Genomic DNA, 16,328 nt, shown 5'->3' with positions numbered 1-16,328 from the left:
CACTATCAATGAAATGGGATGAATTTTTTGTAACAGGTGATCCGCTCATTTATGGGGCGGATGTCTCGATTGCTATCACGATGTTAGGAATTGTTTTTTTTCTGACATACTTTAAAAAATGGAAGTGGTTATGGACCGAATGGCTAACTACCGTCGATCATAAAAAGATAGGTATCATGTATATCATCTCTGCTATCCTGATGCTATTCAGAGGGGGAGTTGATGCTCTTTTAATGAGAACGCAACTCGCAGTCCCTGAAATGGAGTTTCTCGATTCACAGAAATACAACGAGATATTTACAACACATGGCACGATTATGATTATATTTATGGCGATGCCGTTTTTAATTGGACTAATCAACGTGGTTGTTCCATTACAAATAGGTGCACGGGATGTAGCATATCCTTATCTGAATGCTGTTAGTTTCTGGACATTCTTTATTGGAGCGATGCTGTTTAATATCTCGTTTGTTATAGGCGGATCTCCATCTGCTGGGTGGACGAGCTATATGCCGCTTGCGAGTAATGAACTAAGTCCTGGGCCTGGTCAGAATTATTACCTCTTGGGGTTACAAATTTCTGGAATCGGTACTTTGTTAACAGGTATCAATTTTATGGTCACTATATTTAAGATGCGTGCACCAGGAATGACATTGTTCCGTATGCCAATGTTCACTTGGTCAGCACTCGTTACGATGGCTATCATCATTTTTGCTTTTCCGATCTTAACGGTTGCTTTAGCTTTAATGACTTTTGACCGCCTATTCGGAAGTCATTTCTTTACACTTCAAGGAGAAGGAATGGATATGCTTTGGGCTAATCTTTTCTGGCTCTGGGGTCATCCTGAGGTTTATATCGTTATACTACCAGCTTTCGGTATATTTTCAGAAATAATAGCTACGTTCTCTAAAAAAACACTCTTTGGCTATAAAGCAATGGTCTGGTCGATGGTTCTAATCGCGGCATATAGCTTCTTAGTTTGGGTCCATCACTTCTTTACGATGGGTTCTGGTGCGTTGGTTAATTCTTTCTTTTCAGTTACCACGATGCTTATTGGGGTACCGACTGGTGTGAAGATATTCAACTGGCTCTTTACGATGCGTAAAGGTCAGATAGAATTTTCAACGCCAATGCTCTGGTCACTCGGGTTCATCGTTAATTTTGTAATCGGTGGGGTAACTGGGGTCATGCTCGCCATGGCAGCAGCAAACTACCAATACCATAATACGTATTTCTTAGTCGCTCACTTCCATTATGTACTAATAGCAGGTACGGTCTTCGCTTGTTTTGCAGGACTTGTATATTGGTATCCAAAAATGTTCGGTCATAAACTAAACGAACGTATCGGTAAATGGGTATTTTGGTTATTTACCATAGGATTCAATATTTGTTTCTTCCCGCAATACTTCCTTGGATTAGACGGAATGCCTAGACGTATATATACGTACAGCGAAGAATCAGGTTGGGGGCCACTAAACATGATTTCAACAGTAGGCGGGTTCATGATGGGGATTGCGTTCTTAGTTCTTGTTTATAACATTTACTATAGTTTCCGCTATGAACCACGTGAAAAAACAGGAGATGCATGGAACGGGCGTACATTGGAGTGGTCGACACCTTCAGCGATGCCGCCATTCTATAATTTCGCTAAAATTCCAGTGGTCAAAGGATTAGATCATTTCTGGAATGAAAAACAGAACAAAGAGATCAAACCATTGACGACACAAGATCTTCAAAAGATCCATATGCCTAATAATTCCGGTGTACCATTCGTTATGGCCAGCTTCTTCTTTGTCTCAGGTTTTGGACTTGTCTTTGAATGGTATTGGATGGCGATCATAGGGTTGATCGGTGTATTGGCAACGCTAGTTATTCGTTCTTTCGATTACAATAATGGTTACTATGTTTCGGTTGAAGAAATAAAAGAAACCGAAAACATAACTAAATAAAGGGAGGCGTGGACATGGCACAATCAAAAGTAAGAGACCTCAACACGCCGATGGAATATCAATCAGAGACTGGAAGATTGAATATTTTAGGGTTTTGGTTGTTCCTTGGGGCCGAAATAGCCTTGTTCTCAACACTGTTTGCGACATATATGGTTTTGATGGACAGGACAGCAGATGGTCCTGCATTAGGAGAATTGTTTGAAGTAAAAGGATTGTTGATACAGACTTTCTTGTTATTAACCAGTAGTTTCACATGTGGACTAGCAATCCATGAAATGCGTCGCTACAATGTAAAAGGCTTATTCTTTTGGATGATTACAACCATCTTGCTTGGTCTTGGATTCCTTGGTTTCGAGATTTATGAATTCTTTGTCTACATTCATGAAGGAGCGAATATAGGCACAAGTGCAGCATGGTCAGCATTCTTCGTATTGGTCGGTACACACGGACTGCATGTAACCCTTGGTATTGGCTGGATTATATTGATTCTGATACAGGTTGCAAAAAGGGGCTTAACACCTCAAACAACCGCTAAAGTATTTATTTCAAGTCTATATTGGCACTTTCTTGATGTTGTTTGGATCTTTCTCTTCACAGCCGTTTATCTCATGGGGATGGTGATGCAACATGGCTAATCATGCAGCTGCTCAACATAAAGGTATTCCTTGGAAGCATGTGGTTGGTTTTGTATTGTCTATTGTGTTAACACTGTTTGCTATATGGTTCGCCCTAGAAACCGATTTATCAACGAATATAAAATTGCTTGTTATTTTTGGGCTTGCAATTATACAAGCAGCATTACAACTCTTAATGTTCATGCACTTAACGGAGAATTCTAGAACACAAGGTTTTTCGGGACGAATTCAAATCGGGAATATATTATTTGGATTTTTTGTTGCGATTGTTATTGTAGTAGGATCGGTATGGGTTCTATCCTCTGGTCATGCAGAAAAGAAACCGACTAATGGAGAACACGAGATGAAAATGGATTCTGGATCAATGAACCATGATTAATAAACCTATTTGATTTACGGGTTACAGTAACTTTCATTATTTTCACATGCAAAAAGAGGAGCCGTTTAGTGTAACGGCTCCTCTTTTTATTTTCTTTTATTTTAAGAGTTACTAAAAAATTTTCTTATAACTAATTTAATTTAGTGGTTGTTACCAGTATGTTTCCACGAAGTAGGTTCTCCTGTGTTAGGACAACTAGGAAAAGTGTCTCCATGCGTTAAATCAACATGTTCTCCGTCCTTATCAATGTAATGTCCGGATTCTGTGACCTCATCACCAGTTTTATGGGTGTGATCGGCATGTCTCCAAGAAGTCGATTCATTTGTTTTAGGGCAAGGAGGAAAATGATCTCCTTTTTGCAATTCTTTTGTTTCGCCTTCTGCACAGATATATTTCCCTGTTTCTAAAACTTCTTCATTAGTTTTGTGCAAGTCTTGTGTCTGTTGCATTTTTTATTTACTTCCTTTCTTTTTTTACTTTATCAAAAATAATTTTCCCTAATCTATTTTGATTAAACATGTTCCATTATATTTTAAAGAAATTTGTAGAGTGGAAACGGAATAATACGATTCAAATATACACACATTTATGAACTGTAGAACTGTAGTGTTTTAGTAAATTAAAGTATTCATAAAACTACGTTAATAAAATATGGACTTTCATTTAATTAAGGAAAAATGTAACAGGACGGTGGTTCTGTTAAAATTTGAATGTTTGGATATATTTGAGTGAGTAGTAAAGACCAAAATGAAAATTTGAAATTGCTTTCTTTAAGCTATTGACATTAACGAACGTGATATATTTATCGATAAACAAAGTGGTTGGGATTTTCCTCGTGAACAATATCACCTTCAAAAACGAATACTGAGAGTTATGTACATTTATTATTTGAATCGTTTCGGAAGGAATAAAGTGAAATCTCAAATGAATGGAAGGAATGACATCACAATAAACATATAAGCCGAAATAGTGGTTCTCGATATACCCATGTTAGATACGACTAAATATAAAGATAGTCTTGGAGTTTTTTATTGCTGATTTAATTTTACAAATACTATCCCGGGTGGCACAAGAAGAACCGGAAAGAATTTGGAAACGGCAGCGTGGAGGTATTGATGCTGCGTTTCGATACGGGGTTTCATTTGGATTTTTAGTTCGTAATACCAACCATAAAGAAACTTCAGGTATACTTACGGGACTATTTCTTCAAGAATAATATCAGAACTAATCAGCATAATTCTCCATTTCCAATAACTAAATCCTGTAATACAAATATCGGGTAATAATGTAACGTGCAAAAACTATTCTAAGTCCATCGAATTATTTTTAACAAAAATAACCTTTATTGTCTTAATTTATGTCATCATCGACATAATAGTCAGGTGTATCAGTTTGTATATATGTTAACTGACCGCCAGGATAAATCCCTTTATTTGTGATTTTATAATCATCATGGTTATGCATAGGATAAAATTGCGGAAAAAATTTATCATTTAAATCAATAATTGGTTGCTGACAAATTTGAAGATAATTAATTAACTCTGGTGACTTGCATTTAACAGGTTCTGTAGGAATATTAAAAACTGACTTAGAATCGGCTTTATACAATTTTTTTAATTGAGAACAAAATGAGGGAAAGCCATCTTGCCCTCTAGTAATATAATTTAAATATTCAAATCGTTTATCATCTGCATTTAGTAGTAAATCATAAGTTTCTCCCGAACCTATGCTTACAGTGAAACCTTTATTTTTGATTTCATTATGGAATGATTCATCGAGTTGGAAGAGTGATGAAAGCTTTATAAATGGATCAAGATGGCTATCCTTTCCTATAATTGTGAAATGCCATCCGTGAATATGCCAGGGTACAACCTGGTATCCCATATTAATCATCCTGAGCAAAAATTTTTGATCAGTTTCCACGCGGACAAATGATTCATAATTGATTTGTACAAAATCAGATTCTGATTCATTATATAATAGAGATAAAGGATGAGGTAGTAAAGTATCGGGGAATGAACGTCCATTAATTAGCCAAAAGTCCGGTTTGTAATTGGCAGCATCAAAGAATATACCCTTATTTACATTATCGTGCCATACCGAATCTACATCAGATAATAACATAACATACTCTTTATCAAAGTATGTATGAATGTTGTTATAAGCAAAATTTCTATTTGAAGCTGACTTGGGAATTTGAGGTTGTGGTATCCCTTTAAAAAACCATACTCCATTACTATTTTGTTTAATACCTGCTTTAAATAAGCTTTCTTTTGATGGATAAACGATTAAGCCTCCATACATACCCATCTGAATGTGTTCAGATGCCTCTACATGGCAGTGATACATTAATGTTCCTGGAATTTCTGGTTGAAAAAAATAAGTCATATTTGGTGGAGGATTTTTATAATTAGTCCAGACAGGCACACCAAAAGATGTTTCAGGAAACCCATCCAACTGAGTAGGGACGTGAGCCCCGTGCATATGAATAGTATGATAGTCCATTAAATTAGGACGTTCTTTCATTCCTAAATTTATGAGTGTAATGTAGATGCGATCACCAACTTCTCCAAAAATTAGAGGAGAAGGAATTGTTGCATTACCCTTCATATCAAGGATATTTTTCCAATTTTTACGATTGGACCAATCAAGTTTAGGATTAATAATTTTGTCATTTACTTTAAAAAGACCTCCAATAAATCCAAGAATATAAACCTTTTTTCTTGATTTTGGAGAGGGACACAGAGTTTTATCAATAGGCAGATAAACAAATCCGTCCGTTGCAAATAAAACATAATGCCTTATAGACATTGAAATACCCCCAGTCATAAGAAAATCATGAATTTATCAATCTGAATAGGCTATTAATTATCTTATGCAAGAGTTTAATCTCAAATGAACATCAGCCTTTTTCATGGTACCTCTAAATCATTATCACATTTCTTACGCTAATCCATTTATATACGTATAAATGAATTTTCAATACCGTAGATGTTGCACAATAATAGCGGTGATTATGTGGGAATCTAGGTATGTAAGAGCATGTAGAAGGTTGCCAACAAGAAAGTGTTGTACGAGAGGGAAAGAAATTGCTGACACCTGAGCAGATAAATATGTTACTCTTATATCTCATTTTTGGGGGTGTCGCATAACTCAAGCACCTTGGTCATGATTGAGAGACACACGAGTTGGATTTCCTCGGTTATCCGTCCCGTCTCTATTGATACCTCCTCTCGCCTCTTTTGACTAAATCCCTTTTTCGTAACATCGGCTAGATGTTCAAATAACAGCAAGAGCTCTTCGTTTTCTCGTTTTACGATTTCAGGGGGAGTTATACTTTGAAGCAAGGAGATGATTTTGTTGAACTTTTTTAAAATTAAGAATAAAAATCGTTCGATTGTATGAATATCACTTGTTAATGTAATCTCTTCGCAATCATCAGTTATATATTTTCCGATTTCCTTTAACAGTTGGCCATATTCTTTGTATTCCATATATGTCCCCCTATACTTGATGTCATCATATATAGAAACCATACCGCATGGTTCTGTTCGAGCATTGTTCTTTTGAACATTTCTTTAGATTACAGATTCGTGACGCCATCAGAGATCATTAAATAAAATCAATTAATCGTTTAATTGGTCATCGATGACAGTTGTTTTTATTTCATTACTGAAGGTTGACGCAGTGGTTTCTGTCTGTTTTGGCGCGTGTAGTTCTTTACTTTTTGTTTTAGTTTTACTTTATGTTTAATTTTAATTATGGGTTACAATGTAAAAGGGTTGAGAAGATATCAAAACTCCCTTTATTTTTTTGAAATCAATCAAGAGAGATTATATAGAAAATCAATAAGCCGAAAGAATTTTTTAAGAGAAAAAATGAATAAAGCTTAAAAAATGTGTTTTTTAGAGTTAAGAACATAGTAAAGATTTTTACATATAATTTAAGCAAGTAAAGTGATAGGCTCATTAGTAAAAATAATAAATATTATTTTAGGTACTTAGATGGATGTTCATGTTTTTAAACAATACTGTTATTCATCAGTAAGAAAGGGGAAAAAATATGTCTTCACTCATTACAAAAGGAATTAGTATTAATCGTATAGCACCTAATTCAGTAGCTTCGTTTGGAGATGCATTCTCAATTTCACCAAACCATAGTTCTAAATTCCACGGAGGCTCTGGAAGTTTGAATGTTGGAAATAATAAAATGATCTTCAATGGACCAAGTTACACGGTTACAGTTGATAATGATAAAAATGATAGTAATAATTCAACCAATCTCTAAAAAACAAAATTCATTTTATTATCGGTTTTAAATAGGGCCGTTTTAGCAGTAAGCTGTATACCAAAAATCATTTTCTAAGGGATACTAGCTGCCTGTTTTTCTACCTTCTATTCACGGTCCCCTATTACATAACAATTCCACTTAGTATACCTCATATTTTTGGCTTGAAAAATATGTTGTTCGCATCTGTTTATGTAAATGAAAAGAATCAAGAATAGGTAAAGGTGGATGAATTATGGGAGGGAGATTAGTATCCCTCCTGCAGTAATGGTTCAGTTCCATTATTAAAGAGGAGATAAGTTCCCTCTCTCATTTAACAATTTTGCTGGCTTTTTGTCACTATTAAAATATAAATCTAGTGGAGATCAATAATTGAGCTAGCTTATCTGGACATAGATATGTTAGAGAAAGCTAGGGGGAATGTGACCTTTTAGAAACAGTAATTTTTTTGAGTGAATGTTTAAAGCCCCAATATACACCTCCTCTACAATCTTGTTGGCCTTTATCTAAAACAGGAGTAATTCGTAAAATGCCTCATAAATTTAATTAACAGTATTTACTTTTTCATTCTCCCAATACATTTCACTGAATACCTCAGCAAATGCCTCCGAAGTATTAATGAGTTCCTGAAGATTGTTATCAATTCCACCCATTTCAATCAACAATGATTTGTTTGAAAGGTCTTGATTGTATACACCGTTTCCTTCATTTTTATCTTTAATAATTACTCCACGACAAAGATCAGGGTATTTTTCGTTAATCTTATTGTGCATTGATTCAGCTAGAACAAGGTTTTTTTCGTAACCTGGATGTTCCTTTCCAACCACTAAGAACAACCGGCCATATTGCTTACCGTTAATTTCGATTGTTGTTACTTTTTTAGGTTGTGAATCTCTATGCATATCAATCAAGTATTGAATGCTTTTATTATTAGAAATTGCGTCAATAACATTTTCTCTCGCTGCAATATATGCTTTTCCAGTACCCCAGTTCTTAGATTTAAGTTTTTCACCAATGTTAGACGTATCATGGGATACACCAATTCCTCGTTCTTCAAGATCTCTTTTTAAAAGGTCACCAATTGCTATGATGTTAGTTTCAGGGTTGGAACTATTATATGTTCCATCTTTTGACAAAGACTTAAACGCTTCATAACTATGCGAGTGATAAATATGAACCACGGGTTTGCCATTAGTGTTTGGCGCTTTATGTTTTTCTTCATTCTCTTTTAAAATTTGTTTATTTTCATCTGTCGGCTCAGTCATTTTCATGATTTCTTCGATAGGAGGTGTTGATTCAATAGGTAATGTTGAAAAATTGGTTCCTTTACTCGCTAAATAGATTTCTGAATCATATATTGCTAAGCCAGGTAACTCATTTCCAAATAAACTACGTATATCCCCAGGCCGAATATTGGTAGCGAGTTGAACGAAGATAGAGGATAACTTAGGAGGTTCACTTTCTGCTGGTAAAGCTTTTGTAAAGTAACCGTTTTGTGAACCTATCGCATATACGAGTGCTTCACTACTAAAGTCTCTAAGCCATTAGTAAGAAGCGTAGAATCAAACCATTTACTTTTTACCGTTGAAAACATAATTACAAATAGAAAAGTTAGGCTTACCAACAAAACAGTGGCTTGTAGATATCTATTTTTTTTCATAAGAGTTTTCACTTTCCTCTAGTGAACATTGAACAATGTGAAAGCAGAACAATGTAATTCCAGCTATGAATACTCCTATTGTAAATACCCATGGGAATAAAAAAAAACTAATAATAGAAGAAAAAAAGATAAAAACTAACCATCGATGTAATTTTTTCATAACATTCACCTCAGCGTCTAGTTAGTAGATTATATACTAGAAACCGAAAAGTATTCTTATAATAATAGAGGATTTAGAGTCTAGAATATATTTATTGCATGTAAATATATTACAGTGGAGTAAGAAAGATAATTAATATGATTGATTGGTAGAAATATTAGTTCAAACGATAGGTGGGTGCTTCTGTCATTTAATACGATGACCGTAGCTATCTGTGGCAGTTTGAGGTCAAGAACATTTAGAGACAATTTGTTATGAATAATATAGAAAAAAGAGGCAGACTCAAAAGTTTTTACACTTTGAGTCTGCGCCATTTTTAATTAATTTTGAATTTGTTAATATTTTTTGGCTCCAAGATACCTTGTTGACCAATATGAGTTTTTCATGGAACTTATACTCACACCCTTTGATGAAGAACTATGGATGAATTCATTATTTCCAATATAAATTCCCGCATGAGATGCGCCTGGTTTATAAGTTTCAAAAAATACCATATCCCCTACCTGTGGCGTGTTCACTTTTGTCCCTTTTAAGAAAATTTCCGATACGGTGCGTGGAAGGTTAATTCCGGTAGCTTCCTGATATACATAATTCAGATATCCGCTACAGTCAAAACCCTTTGAGGAGGTACCTCCCCATACATAAGGAACTCCCATATATTTCTTAGCTGTATTAACCAACTTTGCTTTACTATAAGTTGGGGCATATACCGGCGATTTAATACCTAATGCTTTAAATGTATCGGACCCCACAATACCATCCGCTTTCAGTCCCTTAGCTTTTTGAAAACTGATGACTGCACTTTTAGTATATGAACCAAAATAATTGGTAGTTTGTCCTGAATATGTAAAATAACCTTTACTCTTTAGATGAGTTTGCAAATCCTTGACCTCAGAATGTGTCATTCCTGGTTTAAGTGTCTGATCACCTAAAGCTGCTTTACCGATTGATGGGTTTAATGTTAAGAATCCTGCAATTGTTGCTCCTATAACTAATCTTTTCACTTCTTAATTCCTCCTGTTTTCTCTTTTGCTCTCATTATTCTAGCAATCTTTTATATCAAAGGTATTATGGTTAGGTTAATTAATAATTACAAATTTGTGCAGAATTTGAGGATATTCGACATTATTTCCAATTTTAGTTTACGAGCTACTGGTGAATAATTACTTATTGAATAAAACATCTGTTTTTGTGGGCGGGGAGGATCATCCAGGGTAAGAGAAATATTTAAACCTCTAAATTTTAAATAGAGTGGATAGGTATTAAAAGAAAAAAGGAAGGTAATGGGATTAATAATTTAGATTTGACAAACAATGCGAAATCAATATTAATGGGGGTGTATTGATAAAACTCCTGAAGCTTTTGGGGAAGTTTTTAGTGAGTTTTATTGGAAAACTGAAATGTTAATCAACATATAAATTATATAAACAAAGTTAAAAAGGGCTGAAACCGAGGAGTTACAGCCCTCTTTAACTTTGTTTGATATGGAAAAAATCTAATCAAAGTAATAGCTTACGCTGATAGCGAGTATGAGCATCAAAATCACTCTTACAAAAAAGTGTTTTATTTCAGATGATTTTAGAGTGCATAGCTTCTTCACATTTGTAGCTTATTATAGACTAAGAGGTTTACCGGTACATCAACATGACTCTATATGAAGTGAGGGACTATTTTGAATCAAGTGTTTTATATTTTAAAAAGTAAAACGTTTCTTAGTTTATTGCTAACAATTAATATTTTAGGTACAATTTATGGTTATATTTGGTACGGGGTCCAGTTAACTGAAACACCATCCAAGTTTTTACTTTTTGTACCTGACAGTCCCACTGCTAGTTTATTCTTTGTTATCGTATTATTTGCATTTCTAGTAAATAAAAATCTGCCAATCTTTGAAGGACTAGCAATCGTTACTTTGTTTAAGTACGGAATTTGGGCTGTTTTTATGAACATACTTGTGTTTATTGTTAATGAATCTCTTAATATTGTTGGTATGATGTTAATCCTTTCTCATCTGGGTATGGCAATACAAGGATTGTTGTATGCCCCATTCTATAAGATTAAACCACTTCATTTAACAATTGTAGCAATTTGGACGTTGCACAACGATGTAATCGATTATGTGTTTTTTATGATGCCAAGATACAGTTTACTTAATCAATATACGCCTCAAATAGGTTATTTTACTTTTTGGCTAAGCATTGGATCTATTTTGCTCACCTATTATATATGCATATATAGAAAAGGCAAACGATCTATTTAAGAATTTAATTTAAAATCCACTATTCTTTGCACCTAGTATTTCTGTACATTTTAAGGATTCTATGAACGTTTTAAAATCTACGGTTTATGAAGGCTTTAATCCATGTCATTCATAAAATCTTGCATCATTTTGTATGACAGGGGTCCTATAAACGTATTCGTAATCACACCATTAGAGTCAATAAAGTAAGTGGTTGGTATACTGATAGGTCGATAGATACTTCCTACTTGTCCTTCTTGGTCTAACAGTATGTTAAATGTTATCCCTTCATTATTAATATAGTTTTGTACATTAGATACACTACTTTCACTTGTTATAAGATTAATTCCAATGATAACAATTTCCTTATTTTTACTGTCTTTGTGAAATCGTTCCATTTCAGGGATTTCCTCTCGACAGGGGACACCGAGTCGCCTAAAAATTTAGGAGAACCTTCTTCCCGCGGAAATCTGACAATTTTGTTTTCGAGCCATTTAAAGACATCAATTCAAATTCAGGAGCGATATTTCCTTTTGAAATTCGGGTTTTAAGCTCTTCTTCACCTTTGTTACGTTCCATTCTTTTTTTTACTTCACTTGTATTATTATTGTTTTGAACTTCCTCCTTGGCGTTAAGAATACCATTGTTAAACAATGTCCAAGCGATCATTCCAGCAAGGAGAATAGTGACAAAAATAGTTTTCTTCATTTTTACATTCCTCCGTTACTTATGATATTGCAACTTCTTTTAATTATAAAAACATATATGGAGATTTTTGGGAGAAAAGTTTGTTAAAGAAATTCTTGTTCAAGTAGTTGACTATGCATAAATTCTTCATATATTTGTTGTAAGTTTTTTTAGAAAGGGTTAATTATCGAAATAACCACTAACCTTTTTCAATCATATTTAAAAAGGTCTAACTCGTTATTAGGGAGGCGAATGTATGAAAAAATGGCTTAAGTCTTTATCAATTGTTGTTCTATTAATGAGCAGTGTCGGAATTATATCTGCATGTTCTAATGATAAAGAAAATGAAGAGAAGATGGATAAAGAAAATATGGATGGGATGGACCACGGAAATATGGACAAGGAATAACTGTTGTGAGTTCATTAAGCGCTTGAAATTATTCAGATACTGCAAAACAAGAACTAATCTATCTGATAAAATCATTTATGGAGATCTCTTACGATTTTTGGAAAATAATAATGGTTTATAATAAAAAGTTCAGGTGCTCCCTGGGCTTTTTCTTATGAAATGGATAAACAAAGCCTCTTGGATAATAATCCTATAAATATACTTGTTTCATTAATTTATAGAAGAAATCTTATTTGATTATAGATTTTGTAATAGAACTGAAATGTAAACAAAGCTTAAAATGCATATTTCCTGCAATTTTCTTTTTTATAGTATTTCTTGTCAAAGTAAATCGAAATATTGCATCTGAGGGTAAGGAGAATATAATTTGAAAAGGAAATTTGTTTCGTTAGCTGCAGTTCTAGCTGTAAATATAACTTTTGTCAGTATTTCAAGTAATGTAAGTACTGTACATGGAGAATCACTGGAAGAAATAAAAAAGAAGAGAGAACAGAATGGTGAAAAAGAAAAGAAAAAAAAATCAGAGCTGAATTCAGTCAAAAATGAACAAAATAAGGTCCAAGATGGAATTCAAGAGATAGACAACAAAATATATGAACTAGAACAAAATATTAAGGAAAAAAGCACTGAAAAAGAAGATATTATTCTTTCTATTGATAGTCTGAAAAAATCAATAGCTATCATTGAAAAACGTATCGAGACTAGAGACAAGCTTTTAAAAAATAGAGTAAGTGCAATGTATGAGGATGGTGGAGTCATCCAATATCTTGATGTACTGTTAGGTTCTAAGGATTTCGGTGATTTTCTAGATCGGATAATAGCTTTAAATTTAATTGCAGAACAAGATCGTGAAATTATTGAAGAACATAAACTTGATCAAAGGAACCTTAAGTTGGAAAAACAAAAAGTTGATTCAAAACTTTCACAACTCGAAGTAACGCTAACTGAAATGAAAACGTTAGAAGAGCAATTAAGTGCCCAGCGAGATGAAAAAAATAGAATCCTAGCGGAATTGAAAATTGAGGAGGGGAAAATTAATAATTATCTAATAGAGCTTGATGAAAAGAATAAACTTTTAGCAAACCAAGAATCAGCAATTAAAGCTGAAATGGAACGCGCTAGAAAAGCAGAATTAGAACGTAAGAAAAAAGAAATGGAGAAAAGCAAAAGAGTTCAAAGTGCATCATCATCACCAGTTCAAGCAGAAACATCAGATGAAAGAGAGGGCAAGACAGGCATGTTTCTTTTTCCTACAGAAGGGACTCTAACATCTACGATGGGTCCAAGATGGGGGAAAGAGCACGCAGGCATTGATATTGCAAAAGCCGGTACAGTACCTATTGTAGCTGCTGAATCTGGTACAGTTCTTCGGTCGTATTATTCAAGCAGTTACGGTAATGTTGTTTTTATATCGCATTATATAAATGGGCAGTTATATACAACCGTATATGCTCATATGAATAGTAGAAGTGTACAGGATGGTCAAACAGTAAGCAGAGGTCAATTGGTCGGGTATCAAGGAAATACTGGTAATTCATTTGGTCAGCATCTACATTTTGAGCTTCACAAAGGTCCTTGGAACTCAGGCAAGACAAACGCTATTAATCCTATGCCGCTTCTTAGCAGATAGTAAGAATTTTAATTCGGGTGAAAATATATGGATATCCAAGGTTTTATTCTCGACTTATATAGCAGTAATCCAATACTGACAGTAGCTATCAGTCTTTCATTAAATATTATTATTGCTGTTTTAGGGATCGTTCCTAGCGTGTTTTTAACCGGAGCGAACATCATCTTCTTTGGTTTTTGGGGAGGAACGTTTATCTCGTTTTTAGGCGAGATACTTGGTGCCCTGATTTCTTTTTGGTTATATAAAAAGGGATTAAATAAATTTAAGCTCACCAAAATTTCCATGTATTCATGGGTAAATACATTAAGAAAAGCGAAAGGGTTAGACGCCTTTTATTTAATCTTTTCTTTACGATTGATGCCCTTTATTCCGTCAGGTATTGTAACATTAGCTGCAGCATTTACTAACTCTTCTTTTCTAGTATTTTCTGCAGCTACCATTGTTGGGAAAGTCCCAGCCCTATTACTCGAAGCATTCTCCGTCTATCAAATCACGCAATTTACCTGGATAGGAAAGATCCTGTTGGTTTTAACTGCTATCTATTTGGGATACTTATTGTTCAAAAACACCAATTCAAAATAAGTCATAAGTCGTTTTCACGGCTTTTTTTTATGCAAAAAAAATCCATATCTAATATGTAAAATGTACTTAAAGAGGGGGAGGGTTATGAGACAAAGAAAACAAGAGAATGAAGAAAAAGTAGATGAGTCTTGGCTCATACCGTATGCGGACATGTTAACTTTGTTATTGGCATTATTTATTGTACTTTTTGCCTCTAGTAGTATTGATGCAAAAAAATTTAATGCCATGATGATATCCTTAAGTACAAGTTTTGGTAATAAAGGGGTACTAAATGAGACTAAAAGTTACCAGACTACAAGTATGCTAACCGAAGAGCAAAAATCGATAATAGAATACGAGAAAAATGAACTTGAAAAATTACATATAAAAATAGAGAATTATATAAACGAAAACGGATTTCAGAAGATTGTTCAAACGAAGTTAAGTGATGATGGCCTTTATATTGTTATTGTTAATGATATCCTTTTTGATTCTGGGAGAGGTCAACTCAAAATGGAGGCAAAAAAAATAATCTACCAATTAACCCCTTTATTAATAACCCACCCGGCAAGAGATATAATCATCGGCGGTCATACCGATAATGTACCGATACATAATAACGATTTTCGTTCCAATTGGGAATTAAGCATGCAGCGGTCTCTTCATGTTCTAGATGTTGTGCTCTCTAACAAAGATCTAGATCCTGCTCGTTTTAGTATAAAAGCTTATGGGGAACATAAACCTTTGGAATCTAACTCAACCTCTGAAGGGAGAGCTAAGAACAGAAGGGTCGAATTTTTAATCTTACCTTTGCAAAAAGAGTAGAGGTTTATTTGAAATAAAATATACACACAATCCGTTTTCCATTTGGGAAACGGATTTATTTATGGGGAAATTCTAATGCTCTAAATAAGTATGGACGGTATAAAACTAGCATAAATGGGGATGCTAGTTTAGTAGGGAGGGATACATTAATGAAAAAGGCATTTGTTATTATACTTACAATCTTTCTCATACTTATAGATAGTCCGATTGGTTTTAGTGATAAACAGCCAACGGACTCAATAGTCGTAAAAAATTTAATGGACAATGAATCTATACAACAAGAAAAATTATTTCTCACATATGGAACAACCATTTCTGAAAAGCAAACGTTGAATGATTTTCAAAGAATGGTAAATAAACTAAACCAGATATTCTCAGTCCAATTAAAAGTTTACACAGATCACGATGATCATGGAATCATAGAATTTATAGGAACTCATAAAAAAAGTAAAAAGACAACACTGTCAATAAAATGGCTGGGACAGAAAGTTCAAACAAGTCCGAATTTGTACAAAACCTATTTATTGGTTAATATTACGAGTCAGGACTTAGGAACAAAGAACATGAAAAAACTTTACGATAACTTACGCAACAAGTTAATCACGTTAAAGTTAAATCCTAACATCAATACTACAGTTCAAGGAGCCATCGAGCGAAAATTAGTCCAGGATGAACAAATCAGTCTCATTAATAAGATGACAAAGAGACTGAAAGGAAAAATAACCGATAAGTACATAGACAAGTACTTCATCAGTTCCAACGGGTTCTCTCCAAAACTTAACCGGACCATTAAAATAAATAAGAACAAGATTAATTTTCAAATCTCAAGTTATTATCATACAGAAAGGAAACGTACAATTATCACCATTGGGAATCCGATTATTACTGGGGATTCGTGAATATAAAA

Annotated in this window: 17 protein-coding genes and 1 pseudogene; 11 read left to right on the top strand and 7 right to left on the bottom strand. The window is 34.0% G+C overall.

Annotation, left to right across the window (positions count from 1 at the left end; all coding sequences use genetic code 11):
• Nucleotides 1-8: 8 nt before the first annotated feature.
• The 3 genes from qoxB to qoxD are packed head-to-tail and all read left to right on the top strand — an operon-like array spanning nucleotide 9 to nucleotide 2,963.
• A complete protein-coding gene (gene qoxB, locus ACNJYY_RS17240) occupies nucleotides 9-1,949 on the top strand; it encodes a cytochrome aa3 quinol oxidase subunit I (protein ID WP_197129761.1) in 1,941 nt (646 codons plus the stop codon).
• Between the two features lie 14 nt (nucleotides 1,950-1,963).
• On the top strand, nucleotides 1,964-2,584 hold the full coding sequence (gene qoxC, locus ACNJYY_RS17235) for a cytochrome aa3 quinol oxidase subunit III (protein ID WP_197129764.1): 621 nt from the start codon (nucleotides 1,964-1,966) through the stop codon (nucleotides 2,582-2,584).
• On the top strand, nucleotides 2,577-2,963 hold the full coding sequence (qoxD, locus tag ACNJYY_RS17230; RefSeq protein ID WP_197129766.1) for a cytochrome aa3 quinol oxidase subunit IV: 387 nt from the start codon (nucleotides 2,577-2,579) through the stop codon (nucleotides 2,961-2,963). The genes qoxC and qoxD overlap by 8 nt, the downstream gene beginning before the upstream one ends.
• A gap of 140 nt (nucleotides 2,964-3,103) precedes the next feature.
• Here qoxD and ACNJYY_RS17225 read toward each other — a convergent pair whose 3' ends face one another.
• Nucleotides 3,104-3,412, bottom strand: coding sequence for a hypothetical protein (locus tag ACNJYY_RS17225; protein ID WP_197129768.1), 309 nt, complete (start codon nucleotides 3,410-3,412; stop codon nucleotides 3,104-3,106).
• Nucleotides 3,413-3,691: 279 nt separating this feature from the next.
• Between ACNJYY_RS17225 and ACNJYY_RS17220 the strand changes: the two are divergent.
• Nucleotides 3,692-4,110, top strand: a pseudogene (locus ACNJYY_RS17220) (recombinase family protein); the annotation flags it as partial.
• Nucleotides 4,111-4,313: 203 nt separating this feature from the next.
• Here ACNJYY_RS17220 and ACNJYY_RS17215 read toward each other — a convergent pair.
• A complete protein-coding gene (locus tag ACNJYY_RS17215; RefSeq protein ID WP_197129770.1) occupies nucleotides 4,314-5,774 on the bottom strand; it encodes a multicopper oxidase domain-containing protein in 1,461 nt (486 codons plus the stop codon).
• A 311-nt stretch (nucleotides 5,775-6,085) separates the two neighbouring features.
• Nucleotides 6,086-6,457 carry a hypothetical protein gene (locus ACNJYY_RS17210; RefSeq protein WP_197129772.1) on the bottom strand — a complete coding sequence of 124 codons (372 nt, stop codon included), beginning with the start codon at nucleotides 6,455-6,457 and terminating at the stop codon, nucleotides 6,086-6,088.
• A 568-nt stretch (nucleotides 6,458-7,025) separates the two neighbouring features.
• Between ACNJYY_RS17210 and ACNJYY_RS17205 the strand changes: the two genes are divergently transcribed.
• Nucleotides 7,026-7,250: a spore germination protein gene (locus tag ACNJYY_RS17205; protein ID WP_197129774.1), complete on the top strand. Its 225-nt coding sequence runs from the start codon at nucleotides 7,026-7,028 to the stop codon at nucleotides 7,248-7,250.
• Between the two features lie 542 nt (nucleotides 7,251-7,792).
• On the opposite strand, the gene spoIIP is transcribed toward ACNJYY_RS17205, so the two are convergent.
• Entirely contained in the window at nucleotides 7,793-8,647 is an 855-nt protein-coding gene (spoIIP, locus tag ACNJYY_RS17200; protein ID WP_370568773.1) for a stage II sporulation protein P, read from the bottom strand.
• 758 nt (nucleotides 8,648-9,405) lie between these two features.
• Nucleotides 9,406-10,074, bottom strand: a complete 669-nt coding sequence (locus ACNJYY_RS17195; protein WP_197129776.1) for an NlpC/P60 family protein — start codon at nucleotides 10,072-10,074, stop codon at nucleotides 9,406-9,408.
• Between the two features lie 668 nt (nucleotides 10,075-10,742).
• Between ACNJYY_RS17195 and ACNJYY_RS17190 the strand changes: the two genes are divergently transcribed.
• Nucleotides 10,743-11,330 (top strand): DUF1405 domain-containing protein, encoded by a 588-nt coding sequence (locus ACNJYY_RS17190; protein ID WP_197129779.1) that lies wholly within the window; start codon nucleotides 10,743-10,745, stop codon nucleotides 11,328-11,330.
• A gap of 95 nt (nucleotides 11,331-11,425) precedes the next feature.
• On the opposite strand, the gene ACNJYY_RS17185 is transcribed toward ACNJYY_RS17190, so the two are convergent.
• Both ACNJYY_RS17185 and ACNJYY_RS17180 read right to left on the bottom strand, forming a co-directional pair.
• On the bottom strand, nucleotides 11,426-11,752 hold the full coding sequence (locus ACNJYY_RS17185; RefSeq protein WP_312035282.1) for a TlpA disulfide reductase family protein: 327 nt from the start codon (nucleotides 11,750-11,752) through the stop codon (nucleotides 11,426-11,428).
• Nucleotides 11,745-12,017: a peroxiredoxin family protein gene (locus tag ACNJYY_RS17180; protein ID WP_197129785.1), complete on the bottom strand. Its 273-nt coding sequence runs from the start codon at nucleotides 12,015-12,017 to the stop codon at nucleotides 11,745-11,747. Before ACNJYY_RS17180 ends, ACNJYY_RS17185 begins: the two co-directional genes overlap by 8 nt.
• Before the next feature lie 235 nt (nucleotides 12,018-12,252).
• On the opposite strand from ACNJYY_RS17180, the gene ACNJYY_RS17175 reads away from it, so the two are divergent.
• The 5 genes from ACNJYY_RS17175 (at nucleotide 12,253) to ACNJYY_RS17155 (ending at nucleotide 16,320) form a co-directional block, all read left to right on the top strand.
• Complete coding sequence (locus tag ACNJYY_RS17175; RefSeq protein ID WP_197129787.1) at nucleotides 12,253-12,405, top strand: Vmc-like lipoprotein signal peptide domain-containing protein; 153 nt, start codon at nucleotides 12,253-12,255, stop codon at nucleotides 12,403-12,405.
• A 367-nt stretch (nucleotides 12,406-12,772) separates the two neighbouring features.
• Nucleotides 12,773-14,035 (top strand): murein hydrolase activator EnvC family protein, encoded by a 1,263-nt coding sequence (locus ACNJYY_RS17170; RefSeq protein WP_197129790.1) that lies wholly within the window; start codon nucleotides 12,773-12,775, stop codon nucleotides 14,033-14,035.
• A gap of 27 nt (nucleotides 14,036-14,062) precedes the next feature.
• Nucleotides 14,063-14,617 carry a TVP38/TMEM64 family protein gene (locus ACNJYY_RS17165; RefSeq protein WP_197129793.1) on the top strand — a complete coding sequence of 185 codons (555 nt, stop codon included), beginning with the start codon at nucleotides 14,063-14,065 and terminating at the stop codon, nucleotides 14,615-14,617.
• An 84-nt stretch (nucleotides 14,618-14,701) separates the two neighbouring features.
• Nucleotides 14,702-15,421, top strand: coding sequence for a flagellar motor protein MotB (locus ACNJYY_RS17160; protein WP_231607361.1), 720 nt, complete (start codon nucleotides 14,702-14,704; stop codon nucleotides 15,419-15,421).
• A 149-nt stretch (nucleotides 15,422-15,570) separates the two neighbouring features.
• Complete coding sequence (locus ACNJYY_RS17155; protein ID WP_197129799.1) at nucleotides 15,571-16,320, top strand: YwmB family TATA-box binding protein; 750 nt, start codon at nucleotides 15,571-15,573, stop codon at nucleotides 16,318-16,320.
• Nucleotides 16,321-16,328 lie beyond the last annotated feature (8 nt).

This window comes from Fictibacillus tiangongensis (genome assembly GCF_048083785.1).
In the GTDB taxonomy this organism is placed as follows: Bacteria; Bacillota; Bacilli; order Bacillales; family Fictibacillaceae; genus Fictibacillus.
The sequence above is the reverse complement of the archived record's forward strand: the minus strand, read 5'-3'. Positions and strand labels throughout refer to the sequence as shown.

Coding starts and splice junctions, on each gene's coding strand:
- qoxB (WP_197129761.1), top strand. CDS start 9: ATGAAATGGGATGAATTTTTTGTAACAGGTGATCCGCTCATTTATGGG.
- ACNJYY_RS17175 (WP_197129787.1), top strand. CDS start 12,253: ATGAAAAAATGGCTTAAGTCTTTATCAATTGTTGTTCTATTAATGAGC.
- ACNJYY_RS17215 (WP_197129770.1), bottom strand. CDS start 5,774: ATGTCTATAAGGCATTATGTTTTATTTGCAACGGACGGATTTGTTTAT.
- ACNJYY_RS17155 (WP_197129799.1), top strand. CDS start 15,571: ATGAAAAAGGCATTTGTTATTATACTTACAATCTTTCTCATACTTATA.
- ACNJYY_RS17205 (WP_197129774.1), top strand. CDS start 7,026: ATGTCTTCACTCATTACAAAAGGAATTAGTATTAATCGTATAGCACCT.
- ACNJYY_RS17210 (WP_197129772.1), bottom strand. CDS start 6,457: ATGGAATACAAAGAATATGGCCAACTGTTAAAGGAAATCGGAAAATAT.
- ACNJYY_RS17225 (WP_197129768.1), bottom strand. CDS start 3,412: ATGCAACAGACACAAGACTTGCACAAAACTAATGAAGAAGTTTTAGAA.
- qoxC (WP_197129764.1), top strand. CDS start 1,964: ATGGCACAATCAAAAGTAAGAGACCTCAACACGCCGATGGAATATCAA.
- qoxD (WP_197129766.1), top strand. CDS start 2,577: ATGGCTAATCATGCAGCTGCTCAACATAAAGGTATTCCTTGGAAGCAT.
- ACNJYY_RS17180 (WP_197129785.1), bottom strand. CDS start 12,017: ATGAAGAAAACTATTTTTGTCACTATTCTCCTTGCTGGAATGATCGCT.
- ACNJYY_RS17165 (WP_197129793.1), top strand. CDS start 14,063: ATGGATATCCAAGGTTTTATTCTCGACTTATATAGCAGTAATCCAATA.
- ACNJYY_RS17160 (WP_231607361.1), top strand. CDS start 14,702: ATGAGACAAAGAAAACAAGAGAATGAAGAAAAAGTAGATGAGTCTTGG.